This window comes from Vibrio phycocola (genome assembly GCF_053850235.1).
Genome location: NZ_JBSQDJ010000006.1, coordinates 126,983 through 144,825 on the forward strand (window position 1 = coordinate 126,983; position 17,843 = coordinate 144,825).

15 protein-coding genes and 2 riboswitches are annotated in these 17,843 nt (G+C 39.6%); of the genes, 5 read left to right on the plus strand and 10 right to left on the minus strand.

The features are described from left to right. Nucleotide 1: 1 nt before the first annotated feature. Nucleotides 2-919: a LysR substrate-binding domain-containing protein gene (locus tag ACWU4D_RS09530; protein ID WP_456051187.1), complete on the minus strand. Its 918-nt coding sequence runs from the start codon at nucleotides 917-919 to the stop codon at nucleotides 2-4. Between the two features lie 94 nt (nucleotides 920-1,013). Here ACWU4D_RS09530 and ACWU4D_RS09535 point away from each other — a divergent pair, with 94 nt between their 5' ends. Then, nucleotides 1,014-1,928: a DMT family transporter gene (locus ACWU4D_RS09535; protein ID WP_456051188.1), complete on the plus strand. Its 915-nt coding sequence runs from the start codon at nucleotides 1,014-1,016 to the stop codon at nucleotides 1,926-1,928. A 10-nt stretch (nucleotides 1,929-1,938) separates the two neighbouring features. Here the strand turns inward: ACWU4D_RS09535 and ACWU4D_RS09540 are convergent, their stop codons facing one another. The 7 genes from ACWU4D_RS09540 to ACWU4D_RS09570 all read right to left on the minus strand — a co-directional run bounded on the left by ACWU4D_RS09540 (nucleotide 1,939) and on the right by ACWU4D_RS09570 (nucleotide 7,959). After that, nucleotides 1,939-2,538 carry a methyltransferase domain-containing protein gene (locus tag ACWU4D_RS09540; protein WP_456051189.1) on the minus strand — a complete coding sequence of 200 codons (600 nt, stop codon included), beginning with the start codon at nucleotides 2,536-2,538 and terminating at the stop codon, nucleotides 1,939-1,941. A gap of 17 nt (nucleotides 2,539-2,555) precedes the next feature. Beyond that, nucleotides 2,556-2,933 (minus strand): MmcQ/YjbR family DNA-binding protein, encoded by a 378-nt coding sequence (locus tag ACWU4D_RS09545; protein ID WP_456051190.1) that lies wholly within the window; start codon nucleotides 2,931-2,933, stop codon nucleotides 2,556-2,558. A 296-nt stretch (nucleotides 2,934-3,229) separates the two neighbouring features. Beyond that, nucleotides 3,230-3,802 (minus strand): YceI family protein, encoded by a 573-nt coding sequence (locus ACWU4D_RS09550; protein ID WP_456051191.1) that lies wholly within the window; start codon nucleotides 3,800-3,802, stop codon nucleotides 3,230-3,232. A 15-nt stretch (nucleotides 3,803-3,817) separates the two neighbouring features. Further along, nucleotides 3,818-4,345: a cytochrome b gene (locus tag ACWU4D_RS09555; protein ID WP_456051192.1), complete on the minus strand. Its 528-nt coding sequence runs from the start codon at nucleotides 4,343-4,345 to the stop codon at nucleotides 3,818-3,820. 245 nt (nucleotides 4,346-4,590) lie between these two features. Next, the gene (locus ACWU4D_RS09560) at nucleotides 4,591-6,969 is read right to left on the minus strand and encodes a helicase HerA domain-containing protein (RefSeq protein ID WP_456051193.1); all 2,379 of its coding nucleotides are present in this window, start codon (nucleotides 6,967-6,969) and stop codon (nucleotides 4,591-4,593) included. An 87-nt stretch (nucleotides 6,970-7,056) separates the two neighbouring features. Beyond that, nucleotides 7,057-7,383 (minus strand): YegP family protein, encoded by a 327-nt coding sequence (locus tag ACWU4D_RS09565; protein WP_456051194.1) that lies wholly within the window; start codon nucleotides 7,381-7,383, stop codon nucleotides 7,057-7,059. A 51-nt stretch (nucleotides 7,384-7,434) separates the two neighbouring features. Continuing rightward, entirely contained in the window at nucleotides 7,435-7,959 is a 525-nt protein-coding gene (locus tag ACWU4D_RS09570) for a DUF937 domain-containing protein (RefSeq protein WP_456051195.1), read from the minus strand. Nucleotides 7,960-8,181: 222 nt separating this feature from the next. Here ACWU4D_RS09570 and ACWU4D_RS09575 point away from each other — a divergent pair, with 222 nt between their 5' ends. After that, complete coding sequence (locus ACWU4D_RS09575; protein ID WP_456051196.1) at nucleotides 8,182-8,304, plus strand: hypothetical protein; 123 nt, start codon at nucleotides 8,182-8,184, stop codon at nucleotides 8,302-8,304. 161 nt (nucleotides 8,305-8,465) lie between these two features. Continuing rightward, nucleotides 8,466-9,410, plus strand: a complete 945-nt coding sequence (locus ACWU4D_RS09580; RefSeq protein WP_456051197.1) for a hypothetical protein — start codon at nucleotides 8,466-8,468, stop codon at nucleotides 9,408-9,410. Between the two features lie 330 nt (nucleotides 9,411-9,740). On the opposite strand, the gene ACWU4D_RS09585 is transcribed toward ACWU4D_RS09580, so the two are convergent. Together ACWU4D_RS09585 and ACWU4D_RS09590 are read right to left on the minus strand one after the other, a co-directional pair. Next, the gene (locus ACWU4D_RS09585) at nucleotides 9,741-13,481 is read right to left on the minus strand and encodes a hypothetical protein (RefSeq protein ID WP_456051198.1); all 3,741 of its coding nucleotides are present in this window, start codon (nucleotides 13,479-13,481) and stop codon (nucleotides 9,741-9,743) included. 112 nt (nucleotides 13,482-13,593) lie between these two features. Then, nucleotides 13,594-13,679, minus strand: a riboswitch (cyclic di-GMP riboswitch). Between the two features lie 317 nt (nucleotides 13,680-13,996). Next, on the minus strand, nucleotides 13,997-15,211 hold the full coding sequence (locus ACWU4D_RS09590) for an MFS transporter (RefSeq protein ID WP_456051199.1): 1,215 nt from the start codon (nucleotides 15,209-15,211) through the stop codon (nucleotides 13,997-13,999). 209 nt (nucleotides 15,212-15,420) lie between these two features. On the opposite strand from ACWU4D_RS09590, the gene ACWU4D_RS09595 reads away from it, so the two are divergent. Both ACWU4D_RS09595 and ACWU4D_RS09600 read left to right on the plus strand, forming a co-directional pair. Then, a complete protein-coding gene (locus tag ACWU4D_RS09595) occupies nucleotides 15,421-16,296 on the plus strand; it encodes a LysR family transcriptional regulator (protein WP_456051200.1) in 876 nt (291 codons plus the stop codon). A gap of 267 nt (nucleotides 16,297-16,563) precedes the next feature. Further along, nucleotides 16,564-16,719, plus strand: a riboswitch (FMN riboswitch). A gap of 166 nt (nucleotides 16,720-16,885) precedes the next feature. Further along, complete coding sequence (locus tag ACWU4D_RS09600) at nucleotides 16,886-17,830, plus strand: DMT family transporter (protein WP_456051201.1); 945 nt, start codon at nucleotides 16,886-16,888, stop codon at nucleotides 17,828-17,830. The last annotated feature ends 13 nt before the right edge of the window (nucleotides 17,831-17,843 follow it).

The window sequence follows — 17,843 nt, forward strand, 5'->3', positions numbered from 1 at the left end:
TTTACTTCATCTCGTTAAAATGGTTATTTAGGTAATCTACAAACCCTAGTATTTGGGTTGGTACGTAACGTGATTGAGCATATTGCGCGACGATCTCTCCTTGGTAGCTCCCTCCCATCCGCCAATCTGGCAAAAGTTCAACAACTTGCCCTGATGATATCTGCTCTTGAATCGCAAAATCCGGAAAGAGTGAAATACCGATATCTTGAAGAATGGCCTCACGTCTAATTTCGCTGTGATTGACACTAAAGCTGCCTTTGACATTGACCTTTACTACGTCGGATTCTCGGTTAAATGTCCACACACTGTCCTTAGGGGTTTCACCTAGGCAAATGCAGTTATGTTGTGCAAGATCCGATGGATGATGTGGAATCCCTTTTTGTTCAATGTAAGCTTGGCTCGCACATATCTTCATTTTGCAATGTCCGAGTCGTTTAGCAACCAACCCTAGGATTGGATCTCGGGTAATGTGAATCAATACATCGACTTCATTTCCAATTGGGTCGATCACGTGATCAGCAACTTTCAGATGTATTGAAACATTTGGGTGGGTTTTGCGGAACTGAAAGATCAACGGCATCAGAACTTGTCTCGAGAATGCTTTTGGAGCGGCAACACGAAGTATTCCCGAAATGTCAGTTTTGTCTGCGTAAGCGGCTGAAACGGCAGTTTGGGCGGTATTGAGCATATCTCGACAGTGGGCAAATATAATTTCCCCTTTCGGCGTTAGATGCATTTGTCTCGTCGTTCGTTCGAGTAGTTTTTCTTCTAGAGCTTGCTCAAGTTTGGTGATGGTGCGGCTGATGGAAGAGGGCGCGGTGCCGAGGTGAATGGCGGCTTTAGAAAAACTACCTAACTCAACAACCTTAACAAATACACCCATTTCAGATAGCAGAGGTAGAAGTTTATTTGTATCCAAAATGCACAAGTCCTATGTATCAAGATGTATTTATCTTTTCAGGTTACTAATTGATACTTAGAAAATCAAATGTTACTTGTTCTGGAAAATGAAGATGAATACACAAGCCGTGGTGACTCCGATACGATTATTTGGACATCGTATCCCTATTATGGAACTTATGTTGTTAATGGTGGCGTTGTTTTGGGGCACTAGCTATGGAATGACGAAAGAAGCGTTAAGCTTTACCAACGTATTCATATTTATTGCGATACGATTTTGTCTAACGTTTTTGAGCTTATTGCCCAAAACGATGAAAGATACTTACGCAGGCCTCAATAATGACTGGCGTTCGGCGTTACCAGGCGGAGTTATTTTGTCGGCGATTTTTGTTTTTGAAGTTTATGGTGTGCTCCATACTTCTGCTGCTAAGGCGGCATTTATCATCAGCCTATCGGTTATCTTAACGGCGTTGTTAGAGCCATTGATTAATCGAAAACCCGTGAGTAGGTCTTTGCTGGCTATGACGTTTCTTAGTGTCGTTGGTGTTCTATGCCTGACGACCTCATCGCCGTGGGTAGATAATTTGAGCTTTAATTTGGGTGATGGGTTAATTCTGGTTGCAGCGATACTACGAGCACTCATGGTTACGACGACTAAGCGTTTTACACATAATAAAAAGATAACCACGACGACTCTTACGGCAATTCAATCGGGCGTGGTATCGATAATGGCTGCTATTGGCGTTACGTTGTCGCCAATTGGGCTAGAACTACCTTCCGAATTTGAATTCTGGTTAATCATGGGGTACCTAGTGATATTCTGTACACTATTTGCATTTTACGCCCAAAACTACGCAGTGCGTCGTGTATCGCCAACACGAGTTTCTTTATTGATGGGAAGTGAACCGTTATTCGGAGCGTTGTTTGCAGTTGTGTGGCTGAATGAAACTCTTACGATGTTGCAAGGATTGGGTGGTATGTTGATTTTCATTAGTGTGATGGTAACGTCGTTAAGAAAATCAGATTGATTCTATGTAATCATCGTCGTTTGATTGCGATGATAGAGAAAGTATGCCAATGCTTCATTTTTCCCAATGACGTAGTGGCATCTTCATCGCGTTCATTGAATCGAATGATATCGAAGTTAGTGAAAAGTTCTTCTACTTGATCCTTAGTTAACGAATTAGTCGGGCCGTGATAATTGAAGGCCCAACTGTCTTTCACTCCAAGGAAATCTCCGGCAAAAACACCACCAATGAGTAGGCTAGACTCAATACGGCCCCATGTTTCATGGAAACTCGAAGCCTGAGAAAAGAAGAGACTGGAATTTGCAATGATAACGCCTGCCTTGGGATATTCGTAATGTTCAAATGATGAAAGACTGATGTTTGCTAGCGGTTCAGTTGCAAATCGAGCCTTACATAATTCAATGGAGTCAGGGTTAATATCAAACCCATAGACGTTATAATTTTTCTGAACAAGAAAATCGATATCTGCGCCCGTTCCACACCCACAATCAATTGCTATATTGCTGTTCGATTCATTATGTTGAATAATAAACTCAGTGCGTTTTGAATGGGGTCGGGTTAGCGACTTCTGATAGTACTCACGCCATATTGCTTTACTGTTATCAGCCATATTTTCTCTTAGTTCTGCTAACTCTTATTAGGCGTAATATCGATACCCAATTCAGATCGTTTCTTTTTACTCAAACCACTGGCTACAATTCTATAAGATTCTGAAAGGTAGTATTTTAAATCATCGTCTAGTGGGCCTGATGTTTCTGTTTGTTGAATCCATTTCATCCCTCTACTAGCAAAGTAAGGAGCTGGCTGATATCCATCTTCATCACTGAGAAAGTCGTAGTTTAGGTTTGATACTTTAAATGTATAAGCGGGCTCGCCAATTTTTGATGTAAAACCAATGGCAAAAACCTTTCCTCCGACTTTCCAAACTTCAGCGTTGTTCCATTGTACGACATGGCTGGTTGCAACAAACATCTGACAGAAACTATTAAACTCTGTTATATCCATAGCTCGGTTCCTATTTCTCGGGAATTCTCTCGTTTTTTGGTTCACCAGAGTAAGAGTACATACGTTATTCAACTCATGGAGTATGCATTTGTCAACCTGATATTTGGTTGGTATCACACACAAGGTGAAGTCTAAATCTATTGTGGTTGAATGGGAGGGTAAAGCATCGAAAAAATCTAATGAGATTGAGGTAGTATGAATTTGTATAGAGTAAGCGATACTAGTGGTCTCACAATCATTGATCTTATGACCGACAAGTATCGCTACAAAAGAAGCTAAATGCTCGTTTCAACCAATTATTTCTTTTGGATACCTTCAACGTAAAGATCCAAGTCGACATAGCTTGAGGCACCGGACGCTTTTATGCCAAAATCAGCAAGCTCTATACGAGTTGTACCTTCAAATCCAGCGCGACGGTTGCCCCAAGGATCATCGCCTGCACCGATTAATTTTGCGTCAATAGTCACGGGCTTGGTCATTCCGTGAAGGGTTAAATCACCCATGATTGCAAGATTGCTATCGTCTTTTTTGGAGACTTTTGTACTGACAAATGTTGCCGTTGAGAATTTACCAGCATCGATATAGTCGTCACTTTTCAGATGCTTATCGCGTTCAGCATGGTTTGAATCAAGGCTTGTTGTATCGATATTCACCATTACCTTTGATGCTTCTACGTTGTTTTCATCGTAGCTAAATTCGCCATCAAATGTATTAAAACGACCTTGAATTACACTGAAACCTAAATGGCTTACTTTAAAGTTAATTGAAGCATGTGCACCTGCGGTATCAATGATGTAATCAGCAGCGTTAGCAAACATAGGCACTGCTAAAATTGAACTTAACGCGGTACTTAGAAGTAAATTTTTCATTATGTGTCCTCTGTTTTATAGCATTTTTTTAAGCGTATTATCTTTGTTGATAAAGTGATGTTTTAGCGCAGCGAGTGCGTGAAGCAAAGCTAAACTAATCAACGAGTAAGCAAGGTAATAGTGGATATCTCCTGCAATAACTTCTTGGTTTTCGATAAATGATCCCAAACCAGGAATCGCGAACCAATTAAATATTTCAATGGGGCGTCCATCTGCGGTAGAAATTAGATATCCACTAATAAATAGAGCAAATAGCAGAAGGTAAAGGCAGCCATGAACAAGCTTAGCGAGTGTAACTTCCCATCTCTTTCCTTCTGGTTTTGGTGACGTTGTTGTCATCTTCCAGATAAAACGAAATACCGTGGCAATGCATAAGAAAAATCCGATAGACTTGTGCCATATCGGTGCAATCTGATACCACTGACTGTAGTAAGTGAGATCAACCATCCACCAGCCTAAAATAAATAAACTGATCACACACAATGCGGATAACCAATGCAGTGCTTTTGCGGTTCGATTATATGAATAAGCAGTTTTGGCCATGCGAAAACCCTAAATTAGAAAATCGCGATGAGTTGTTATAATATTGAGACAATAAAGTAAATATTTTGTCATAACAAGGTTAAAGTTATCGGTTGTTACATTAATTTTAAAAAAGTTTGAGAGGGTATTAGGACTGAAAGCGGAGTACAACTTATACCGAAAGCCGCACTCCGATGAATGATTTATTTAATATTAAAATCAATCGCTTATGCTTTTATTTTGTAATTGAATGTTCACTGTTCGTTTTATTGTTCTTGCCACAACAACGCTATTTTGACATTAAATATATCGCTTCTTCTTGGCTTAACAATGACTTCCTCAAGTTCATAGTTCTCCAATACATATTTGTTGTTGATCGCTTCAATATCGATTTTAAGTTTGTCTTCGAGTTCACTAATTTGAGTGGTTATTTCAGCGATGTCTTCTTCGACATATTTAATATCATTTCGTTCCTTGATAACTCGACTTGCGCCACGAGCACTTGTAGCGACTTTGCCAATATTGGTTTTATTCACAACTGATTTACCAAAGAAAGCACCGAGTAATGAACTGCCGATCGAGAGAAGTGTATTAGTGGTCGTTGCACGGGCCTGTAACTCTTCTTTCTCGAGCTTATCATTGAGTTTATCGAGCTTCTTGTCTAATGAGTCATCAAGCTTCTTATATTTTACTTGGAGCTTTTCAATACTTTCATCAATAAGCTCATTGAGTTTGTCTTGCATGCGAATTTTAAAATCGGCGAGAGATTCATCTTGTTTTGAAATAAGCTTCAACGATCGATTTTTATACAAAGTCATTTTGCGATTTCGATATAGATAATCGCTAAAGCTTTTAACTATGGATTTTATCTCTCTCTCATTTTGAACAAACGTGGGTACTCCATAGAATGACGAACCTAATCGCTGTTTTCCTTCGAATTCAATGCTCTCAATGATTTCTCTGTCTTCATAATCGATATCAGACATACTTTCATCAAGGTAGAGTTTGTAGGCATGGTGCTCTTTTTTATCGATACCTTTCGAGCTGTTTACGAATTGGACATCACAAGATAAGAGCAAGTAGGGCTGTAAATAGTAATGCTCACTCTGCGAAAGGTATGTGTATTTTTGCTCTAAGCTGTTTGAAATAACAGGCTTGGCGTTGTGATTTTCACTTGGAACTTTATGGACAGCTGATGGTTTGGTATCTGGTGTAGCTGACCTTTGAGCCGAGACTCTCTCAGCCTTTTTTTGCGCCATCAGTGTTTTGATATCATCCTTAGATATTGGCCCTTTAAGGTAAGATAGCGCCCAACGCGTTTTAAAGACTTTAATTCCATCTTGATTAATATTCTTGAGAATAAAGGAACGTTTTTCTAGGTTTGAGAGTAAATCAAACAATTCACTTTTATCTATAGCTCCTTCATTTGCACTGCTTAAGCCATCGATGACTTTTTCTTTATCTTGTTTGGTTTGCAGCCGCCCAATAAACCACGTTCCGATGTTTGAAAGCCCTTTATAGTCGATGTCGACTGGGTTCTGCGTTGATAGGATGATTCCTATGCCGAACGATCGAGCCTGCTTCAATAAAGTAAGCATTGGTTGCTTTGTAGGCGGATTCGCACTCGGTGGAAAATAACCGAAGATCTCATCCATATACAGCAGAGCTTTGAGTGATGAAGTGCCTTCCTGTCGCCTCATCCAAGAGACCATTTGATTCAATAGCAAAGAAACAAAAAACATGCGCTGAGTATCATCTAAATGCGCAATCGAGAAAATAGAGACTTTTGCTTTACCATTTTTATCGTATAGAAGGTTCGAGATATCCAATGATTCGCCTTCTATCCATGTCTTAAACGCCGGATTTGCAATAATGGTATTGAGCTTTAATGCGAGTTTGAGACGGTCTGCCTGAGCAAAGAAAGTTTCTAAATCAAAAATTCCCACTTTGGCGAAGGGTGGGGTAACAATCAAAGATATAAGCTCTTCAAGGTTTAAGTCTTTACCTTGAGAGTAATAATTCATAAAAATTGACGAAATTAAGATGCTTTGTTTTGAAGACGCATCGTTTTTCTCACCGATTAAAGACAATATCGATGACACCGTTGAATTGATAACAGAGACAAGTAGATCATTGTCTTCTAACACTTCTTTAGAAGGGCATTTAAACGACGATAGGATTGAAATCTGAACCCCTGCAGTGCTGCCTGGGGTATAGATGGTATAGTCGGCACTGTTTTTTAGCTTTTCAACTCTTTGCGCACTTTGGAAATCGCCTTCAATTCCGTTTTTCCACATGTCGGCTGTATTTTGTGCCTGCTCATCTAAGCTTACTCCGTTATTGGTCGCGTCCTGCTCAGAAACCCACGGTTTAAAGTCGTCTGCTTTCAACTCTGGGAAGGTGAGAAGCAGGTTTCCCATATCTCCTTTAGGATCGATGATGATTGATGGAATATTATCAATCGCCGCCTCTTCAAGAAGAGAAATTCCCAACCCCGTTTTACCACTTCCAGTCATGCCGATAATCGCAGCATGTGTTCTAAGATCTTTATTTTTATACACCAGTGGAATATGGCTATCATCGTTGGTAGTTTCTTTTCCGATATAAAATAGCTTTAATTTTTCATAATCAATTGCACTATTCATGAGCGACCTTTTTGGGATGATTTTTACGGAAGGGAATAAAAAGAGTGAATACCCGGAAGATATTCACTCTTTATCTCGAAGAATATTTTACTCTTCTACAATTTCAGCTTTTGCACTATCGGCTTTGAGTTCAGCAATGGCTGCATCTCTTTCAGCTTCAGAAGCAAACAAAGCACTGGTACCCACAACTTGACCATTGGTCGCTTTCACGTTGAAGAATGCTTTACCATTTTTTGATTCTTTAAATTCATAGCGCGCATCAACAGCGCAGTTTTTAATCACAGATTCGATACCGTTTTTAGCACTGGCTTTTTTTGAGTAGCTTTCGCTTTTTACAATCGTTTTTCCTTCCGTGTTCAAGAAAGCGAAAGTAAACGGTTCTTTTGCATCACTTTTTTTCAATTTAATGATCATTCTTTATTCCTTAATTTACATATACAGACGGTATATTATGTTTTTCATTACTTAAAAGAATTTTTTCGCCATGCCTAATAGATCATCGGCTACCGATCCATCGCCATCTTGGTCTAACATATTTGTTAACATTGACGTGACTCCGTTGGTATCCGAAGTGTCGGTGTCACCCAAGTTTGTTTGTTTGTTTAATGCACCCATAACTACAGGCGCAAGCATCGGCAACAAAGCAGAGATAGAAGACGCATCGAAACCACTCTTTTCACTCATGGCATTAACGACTTCATCTTGATTGCCAGATGAGAATAACTGACCAATCATGCCAGATGTATCCATATCGAGAAGGCTTGATGGATTGCTGACGACATCATCTAAACTCGTATTTGAAATCATGCTAATTAAATCAGAAGAATCCCCTTCACCAGCAAGATTCGCTTTCGCGCCCTCTAGCAGTTGTGGTGCCACCTCTGAGATAAGAGAAGGTAAAGAACCTGCATCGATACCTGTTTTCTCGGCAATCGAACTAATCAGATTTTCATCAAGTCCGCTTTGTAAAAGAGTGCTTAAAATATTCATACTTTTCCTTTTAACCAGAAATACTGATTGTTTTTTTTATTAATATATAACCTACATTTTGATAACATTTTAAAACAGTTTTGGTCAATACGAGAGCGATACAATTTGGCTCATTCTCAAAATTGAACAAGTTCGGTGGAAGGTTACCCGGAGCTGGATCGTGTCTTTTAACTAGCGATGATTATTGATAGAACCTGTTGGTAATCGTGGAACGAATAATTAATGCTCCATATTCTAGCGATCATTGGTTCTGGTGATTATTGCTTAAGTAGCTTGGGTATTTACGAAGTTATAGAGACTGGGTGTTGTAGCAAAGTGATATTTGCCGTTGATCATGTTGCGTAAGCATTAGTTTAAGATCTAGAGCTTACATTATGAGTGGATTTTGTAAATATTAGAGCAATATGATGAAAAATTTGTTAGTTTAGTCAGATACCTATGAACAGATAGCTCATTGATTAGCCAATAAGATATGCAGTTATCATTACTAGAGCTTTAGTCTCAATATGACATTTCATCGCGCTTCGTTAATTAAATCGATGGCTTTGCTAGGTATCTCGTGTGTCGCCATTTCGGGAAGTTATTTACTGGTCAGCAACGTCCATGCTTCCAATGTTAATTCTCGTTTTCAAATTGATGATCATCGCCTGTCCGAAGCAAGCGGTATAGCCGTTTCCCGTATTGATGAGCAATTACTTTGGTTAAACAATGACAGTGGGAATGCCAATACTATTTATGCCGTAACAACGGAAGGTGAACTTCGGACCTCTATTACTTTAGCGGGTGTTGAGAATCGCGATTGGGAAGATTTGGCTTCTTTCACATTCAAGGGTAAACCTTATTTGTTAGTTGCAGATGTTGGAGACAATGATGAAGAGTGGACTAGCTACAACATCTATATCATTCCAGAGCCTGATTTGAGCTATAGAGCAAAAACAGACATTGTGATCGAGCCTACCTGGCATATTGAATTTAGTTATCCTGATGGATCGCATGACAGCGAAGCAGTCGCCGTAGATGTTCAACGTGAAAGAATAATGTTGTTGACTAAACGAGACGATGTCCCGAAACTTTTTGAACTTCCGCTAGTTGCAAATGGCAAGATGGTGGCTACGGATCTTGGTGAAATTTATCCGATTCCAGATGCCTCGGGTAAAGGCTTTTCGTTTGTTAGGCTTTTTAATTACGGAAATAGGCCTACTGCAATGGATATATCTGCCGACGGTAAAAACCTTGCTATTTTGACTTATGAAGGCGTATATCTATATCAAAATTCGAGTGAAAACCCTTGGGACGGCATTTTCTCCAAACCTCCTATCGAAATTGAGTTACCCAATATGAAACAAGCTGAGGCAATAGGGTTCGACCAATCTGGACAATACCTCTACGTTACTAGTGAGAAGGTACCTTCTCCACTTTATAAACTTCGCGTTCCCGCTGCTCTCAGATAGGGTATAGGCACACTCGATTCCTCTTTTCAAAGATAACTTCATTAGCAACTTGGTTGGTAACACGATATTCAAGGTGATTTCATGCCTTATGAAATGCCAGCCATTTACTCTGACCAAACTATTCCATTCTAGCTAAATTGTCATCCGTATGAGTGCCGATAGGGGAGAAAGTGCTTTTTATAAGCGATGATAGTCGGAACGTGAGGGGGGAAGTCTAAAGGTCACAAAAATGAATATTCGCTCACAATAAATCTATATTGGGGGAAATATAAGATTCAAAGTGAACGAATAATATCGGTAGTTAAGTTAGCACATGTTTATTGTGTGCGTTTAATTGTCGTCAAGTAGAGCCTCCGAAAGCGCTAAGTATTCGCGAGACCATGTTGGGTTAACAAACTGACGAGCATTATTGTTTGCACGTTCGATGATTGATGGTTCAAAAGTAGCAAGATCTCTATAGTCATAGTTCACTGTGTGCTGACTGCCGTCATCATCAACTCCGCTACCATCAACTTGATAAGATGCTACACCTGGGCCTATTAGTATTTTATTTACCACTGTTGCGGCCATACATTTCGGAATGTTCTCATTGTTTAAATAGCCTTCTTTGTATGACGTAGCAAAGAACCCAACATCTATATGACCATGGTTAGTATCTTCAACTTTAACAACGCCATTACTTGCCCATGAGTAGTTCCATTCACACGTTCCATCGTTTTCAAATGTCATGTGTGTTTCGAAGAATGTTTCTAGCTTCTCAATTTTATTTTTATAGTCGTCGACACCACCTAACCATTTATCGAGATAAATTAGAGCCGTCCCCATAGCTAATGAATGGTTATAGCCTAGTGGGTTAGAGTACAACCCTGAATCACCGTAATTTGAGTTGCGAATGTTAACGAAGTACCAACTACCCGCTATAGCGCTCTGTTTAGTTTCGCTCCAAGCTGATTCATGTGAGTCTACGATTTCTACACTTCGGCTCATGAATTCGTCCGCGTCGCTGTAATAACTGTATAATTTATCAGTTTTGATAACATCAACAAGTCGCATAATTGGGCTAAGAATCATACCATCAGTAAGTACCAAGGATTCCGTTCTAGAATAGCGTGACCATCCAGGAACAAATTTATTGGTGTTATTCAAATAGTATTTTGGCGCTATTGTATAACTGTTTCTCGTTAAACCTTTTCTTTCCGCTCTTTTCTCATCGGTGTTGCTAAACATAGATTCAGTCAGTTCAACCGCCCAATCAATATATTTAGTGTCGTCGGTCATTTTGTATAAGTTAATATAGGTTCTCAACCAATAGTGTGCTTGCCACGCGTAATCGTTACCACCTAAGTCATCTAGGTTATCATTAACATAAGGTAGCCCATTGTATCGGTCGATAATTGACTGACCAAGTTCCACTGCTGAAGTTGAAGTGAATTCAGGATCAGGTACGCTTAATCCAGTGACGATATCAGAGCTGTTCACATTGTATAGAGTCACGGTTGCGTTATCGTCAGAGATCACTCGAGTAGAGCCATATTCATCGAATGCTATCGTACGACCATTTGTTGTTGTATTGACGTCAACAAATGCGATTGATTGTAAGATTCCTTTTGAAAATGTATTGTCTTTGCGGAATAACCTATCATAGGAAATATTCCTAGGGTTTATTTTGCTGTTTGACGTTGTAGATTCATTGTCACCATCGGAAATGGTAATCGAACCATATTTAATGGTTACTTCTAAGAAGTCAGTATTCGTAATGTTTATACCTGATGCGGTGTATTTTACGTAATCAATGCTTACAGTAACCGTATTCTTTGTAAATGAAATATAATCTCCACCAGATGATGAATTCGATACAAGGTAACCTTCCGTGCTTGTTGTTGGTTCTAACCAAGCGACAACGCGGTGTTCACCAGTTGGTACCCATTTTGTCATTTGCGCATAGATATTAACACCATCAAACTCAATACCATTATTGTCGCCATCATTTGACGTTGAAACAGTATTCGTTGATGTTGAGTTATCTGAGTCGGTTGAGACGCTATCAGTTGTATTGTTATTAGTAGTGTTGTTGCTTGAATCACTTGAAGTTGTGTTACTAGACGTATCACTAGTAGAAACCCCAATAGAGTATTCTGTTTCTAGCCTCTCTAATGCAGCAGTCTGCTGATCGGTTAGAGTATTACTGGTTGATGTTGAAGTCGTTGAACCTTCTAAACTGATATCAACGTTAGAAGTGGAAGTGACAACTGGCTCACCACTAGAATCAAACGTGATGACTCTATAATTCTCGTCGTCATTTAAATCAATAAATGCGATAGCAGTTAAGCTTCCTTTTGAGTAAGTAGAAGCTCGGCGGAATATACGATCAAAACTCGTAGAAGTTGGAGAGATATTACTGTTGTAAACCGTTTTTTCAGTTGTCCCGTCAGACGCACTCATTGACCCGTAATTAACAGAGATTTCAATATATCCAGTTGTAGCGAAATCCATTTTCCCCCAGATTCCAGACCAAGTTGAACTAAGTTTTGTCTGAACTGATTTAGGGTAATAGCTTATGAATTCATCGGTGTTAGAGTCTGAAGCGAGGAACACTCTATCTTGGCTATTGCTTGATACATCGTCGAGCCATGCCATCACTTTGTAGTTACCAGTTGGTACCCAAGGTGTCATTTCGATGTATGAATTGGTACCGTTGAATTGAGTCGTAGAACTCGTTTCTATCGAAACATCATCACTGCTTGCATTGTCTGAAGTTGTTGAGTCAGTATTTGAAGTCGTTGTATCAGTACTATTGCTACTCGAAGTTAGGCTAAGTGAGTAAGAGGCTGATAACTTAGTTAAAGCAGCAGACTGTTCATCAGTGAGATCGTCGCTGTCGGTTTCAATAGCTGAGACCGTCCCTTCAATAGTTACATCAACACTTGACGCAGAAGTCACTACTGGCTCACCACTAGAATCAAATGTTATAGCTCGATAATTGTCGTCGTTATTTAAATCAATAAATGCTATAGCAAGTAAGCTTCCTTCTGAGTAGCTGCTTGCTCGGCGGAATATACGGTCAAAACTCGTTGCGGTTGGTGTGATGTTACTGTTGTATGCTGTTTCTGTGGTTTTACCATCTGATGCTGTTACTGAGCCATAGTTTACAGTGACTTCAATATATCCAGTTTCAGCAAAATCCATAGTTCCCCAAACGCCGGACCATGTTGAATCGAGCTTAGATTGAAAAGAGCTAGGGAAGTAACTTATAAATTCGTTGGTATTAGAGTCTGAAGCAAGATAAACGCTATCTGTCTTATTACTTGAGACGCCATCAATCCATGCCATTACCTTATAGCTACCTGTTGGTACCCAAGGTGTCATTTCGATATAGGAATTTGACCCATTGAATTCGACTAATGACATTTCATCAGTTGACGCTGAATTGTTCGTTGAAGTTGAACCACTCGTAACAGTAGCATCGGATGCATTAACGTTTACGGTGTATGCAGATGAGTTATCTGTTGATGTAACAACAGCTTGACCGTTATCATCAAACGTAATGGTACGGTCATTGGAAGAGTTGTTTAAATCAGAAAACGTAATCGATTCTAATCCGGCTGCCGAATATACGCTATTTCTACGGAATAAATAGTCGAAATCAGCAGATGACGGAGAAATACTAGAGTTATAAATGGTACTTTCATTTACACCATCAGAAGCATAAAGGCTACCTTGTTTAACACGAATCTTTACGTATTTGGTGCTTTCAAAATCGAATTTCCCCCAAATACCAGGGTAATTTGATCCGAATTGGGTTTGCACCGATTTAGGAAAGATAGAAACATATTCTCTATCTTGAGAGCTGGAGGTAATGAACACTCTATTTTGGGAATCGAACGATAGGTCGCTAAATTGTGCAACGATCTCATAACTTCCAGTTGGTTCCCAAGGCGTCATTTCAACGTAGGAGTCGACACCATTAAAATTAACAGAAGAGTCTGCAAGGACAACACTAGATGCTATCGATGCGGTAAATAATGAAAGGTAACAAATACTCTTTAAGCATATGTTTTTAAATATGTTCATACTATCTCCAAGATATGACTTTAGAGATGGCATGACGCACCGCAAATGTTGCGAATTACTAATTTGAAATTAACACTAGGTCAATCAGACTACTAAAACGCTCTTCAATTTTTGAGGTAATCCCGCTATCCTGGTTAACTCACCGTCGGACCGGAGACTTTGCGTCACTGCCTTTCGACAGTTTTGCCATTTTCTACAATTTATATACATGAAAAGCATCACGTTATTAGCAATCATGATACCTACAAAAAATGAAATAGTTTTTACTCTATTTCACTCTCTTATTAACAATAGCATAAATTGTTTTAAGGGCAATAAATGCGATCATATTTTTTCTTAGGCTCATTCGACTGCAATTGTAAAAAAAGTCAAACGTCGAAAGTATATCGACTTAGCCAATATACATCCGTGTACTATTAATAAAAATAACACTTCGTTCTTCGTTTGAGCAATCGACCTGTGTGTGAGTTCTGTTCTTTTTTTGTTTGTTTTATGTAAGAATGTATCTAGTTGTTTTAATATGAAATTTGTGTTTGTTCTGTGTTCTTTTTAAGTTGTTTTTTTGTAAGAATATAATAGATAAACATAAGTAGACAAGCTAACCCAAGTGCAACTCGCATACTACTTAATACACCTTGCCAGCCCCAAAGCTGATAGAGTGGCTCTATTACAAATACACCTAAGCTAGCACCACTATAGTAGAAAAGACTATAAAGAGCTTGGGCACTTCCTTTTGCCTTCTTCACACTTTTGCCCACTAAAGTACTTGCCTGGGCATGACAGAAAAAGAACCCAACTGACGTGAGAATCATTCCGATAATGAGCAGCTGAATCTGTCCTCCAGTCATCAGTAAATTCGCAGCAAACATAACGGCTATTCCTGTTACAACGCCTGAAATTAGAGAATGATTTTTTGTAAATTTCCCTACTAGCGATGAACTTGTGGTGCCTCCTAGCAAGGTTAAGAACATCATACTGCGAAGATCACTTGTCATATGGTAGGGCGCTTCTTCCAATATCATCATGAGATAGTTAGAAAGGTTGACGAAACATCCAAACGTAAGACCAATCATCAGATAAATAAGCAATAATTGAGGTCGAGCTAAATGCTGCCCGAAGGCTTGAACACTAGGCTTTAAATGGAATTTTATTGGGGTGAAATGTTTCTGGTTGGGTAATAACCAAACAATAACCATAAAACATAGTGATGTGATGCCCGCTATTATCCAACCTGCTGACTGCCAGCCACCGAGATGTTCCGCTGTAACTCCCCCAATCAGTCGACTACAAATGCCGCCTAGAGTATTAGAAGCAATGTAAAACCCAACGGCTGATGGAAGCCAACTTTTTCTTAGTTCATCTCCCAATAGAGGAACGGCGACCGCCGGGCAAGCTGCCAGCAATAAGCCTTGAGCAAAACGTAAAATTAAGAACAAGGAGTAGTCATGGACAAAGGGTAAAAGTAATGAAACAAGTATTCCAAGAGCGATACCACCTATTAGGATCCGACAGCGGCCAATAGCATCTGACCAGCTTGCGAAAAAGAGTAAACCGATACCCATTCCTAACAATGGCGCTGACATCGCTAAGTTAGCAGACAATGGTTCAATATTAAATTCTTGCTGGATGACAGGGAGTAACGGTTGTAGCCAATAGATATTTGCGAATGTTACAACTGAAGAAAGGCAGATTGCGGTAATAATGCGGCTATAGTGGGTTAATTTTTTCACTGTTTCGTTTTCGCTACTAGTAAGTTGGTTGAAAAATTCAGTTAGTAATAAATAGATATGCAATAAGAGTAACCAGTTAATGATGATAAATAAAATATGTTGTTTTTATTAATTCCATAAATATAAACTATAGGTATAGTTAGCAATGGAGTGAATGCGATACGTGCCAAATTGGTTAAGAGATTCGATGTTAGATAGGTGAGGGATAGATGGAATTAAGACAGCTAAAACACTTTATTGCAGTCGTTGAAACAGGATCGATCTCAGCGGCAGCAAGGCAACTCAATTTAGCTCAGCCCGCGGTTAGTACCAGCATTAAAAAGCTGGAAGCCGAGCTTAAAGTTGACCTCTTTCATCGTCGTGAACGCGGTGTCAGTATTACGACCGCTGGGACTCAATTTACCGAACATGCTCGGCGAGTTTTGTGTCAAGCAAAGGACGCGAAATTGGCAATGCAAGCTTTAGAGGGATTGGACACTGGAGAAGTCGAAATTTGCGTGCCTAGTGTGCTGGGTTCTTACTATTTCCCTCCGTTATTAATGGCATTTAAGCATCAATACCCCGGATTAAACATCAATGTCACGGATACGGGAACGCGTAATATTCGCGACCTGTTGTTGGCGGGAACCGTTGAACTAGGTGTTGTTGCGGACAAAGATTTAACTCCAGAATTAGCCAGTGGAAAATTGATTCGTGAAGAAATGGTGGTCTGCATGGCCGCCGACCATCCGTTAGCGGAAAAAGAGGTGATTAGCTACCATGATTTTCTTTCGCATGAGTTGGTCTTGTTCCGAAAAGGTTATTATCATCACATATTAATTGAACGGATAAGTAGAGAAGTTAATTTAGCTCCAAAGGTGGCGTTTAGCAGTAATTTATTACCGTTGATTAAGTCAATTATTCGTCAGGGTTATGCGGTTTCGCCAATGTGGAAAGTTGCAATTCAAGCTGATGATAGCATTGTAACTCGTCCTTTTGAGAAATCATTTTCAGTCGATCTCAGTTTAGCATGGCGCCATGATAGCTACCTATCAAGGGCGAATAAGGTATTCCGCGACTTTGTATTAGATCAAGTTAGTGGCTAATAGTTTGATGAGTAGCTGGCGGGTGAAATGGAGTTATATTAGGTATAAGTAAAATAGTTTGTTCCTATCTATTTGAATTTATTATTTTAATTATTTCATATTGCTAAGTTGAAAATTATTGTTAGAAGAATGAGTTATTCACAATTCATTTTCTGAAGCATTTATTACTACAACATTGATGTTATTTAAGCTATAAATAACGCGTTTCATACTGCCCTTATACAGTTTGCTGTACAGGAGGGTATGAGAATACAAAATATACTATTTTTCGAACTTCAGGGCGGGGCGGAACTCCCCACCGGCGGTAAGCTAAGTGCTAAGAACTAAGCAAGCCCGCGAGCGCTTATTCGGTTAAGAATAAGGACAGCAGATCTGGTTAAATTCCAGAGCCGACGGTTATAGTCCGGATGAAAGAAGATCGACCAATACAACTTAGTGATCCATTTCGGTGGATCTACCTGAGTGATCACCTGTGTTACCAAACTTTTTAGGTAAGAAGCTTCTTATTCTGATGAGTCAGTATCAGTGAGTGACGTTCGTTTGGCCATTCAATCATCACCCCTGTGCATCTTTGTAGGAGATTAAAAAGATGACAGGTACATTCTTTATTATGTTAGCTTGCCTAACATGGGCGTTAGACACGCTTATTCGCTACCCTTTATTAGAACAAGGCTATAGCACTTTACAAATCGTTCTTCTTGAACACATAACACTCGCGCTCGTGACTTTGCCTTTGATCTGGCGAAATCGAAGCGTTTTGTTCCATTTGTCGACCAAGTCATATTTCGCCCTATTTTTTATTGGGGGAGTTGGGTCTGCTATTGGTACGCTCGCATTTACCGAAGCCTTTCGATACATAAACCCAACTGTTGTGATTCTATTGCAAAAACTTCAGCCAATAGTGGCTGTTGTTATGGCTTATCTATTTTTAAAAGAGCTGGTAGAGAGACGCTTCATTCAATGGGCAGGTGTTATTTTCTTGGGCAGTTTGGTTATGATTTGGCCGGATATTTCTGGTCTAAGTGCCACTTCACTTCACTATAGCAACGACATTCAATCGATTTTCTTGGGTTACGGTTTTACGTTGCTGGCAGTGTTTGCGTGGGGTTGTGCAACCGTCTGTGGTAAGTATTTAGCAAACAATAAAGTGCCTGCGAATGCGAATCTTTCGGGGCGTTTCCTATCTGGGTTAATGGTACTTTCTGTGTTTGCAGTTTCGATGAACGTAAATGTGAACAGAATTCCAACGAGTGATATTAGTTGGATTGTAGGAATGGCTTTGCTAAGTGGTTTAGTTGGTATGTGGCTATATTATCGTGGCTTAGGACGTATTCGTGCTCAACATGCAACATTGGTTGAAATGACGTTTCCAGTTTTTGCGGCGGTGATAAACTGGGTGGCACTTGATATGTCATTAAACTGGTATCAAATTCTTGGTGCAACGATGCTGATTTTGGGAAATGTTGGTTTACGTTACAAAGAAGTCTCATTGTTCGACAAACATTCAAAACCTAAACAGGTCTCACAATCGTAGTTTTTTAAGGATT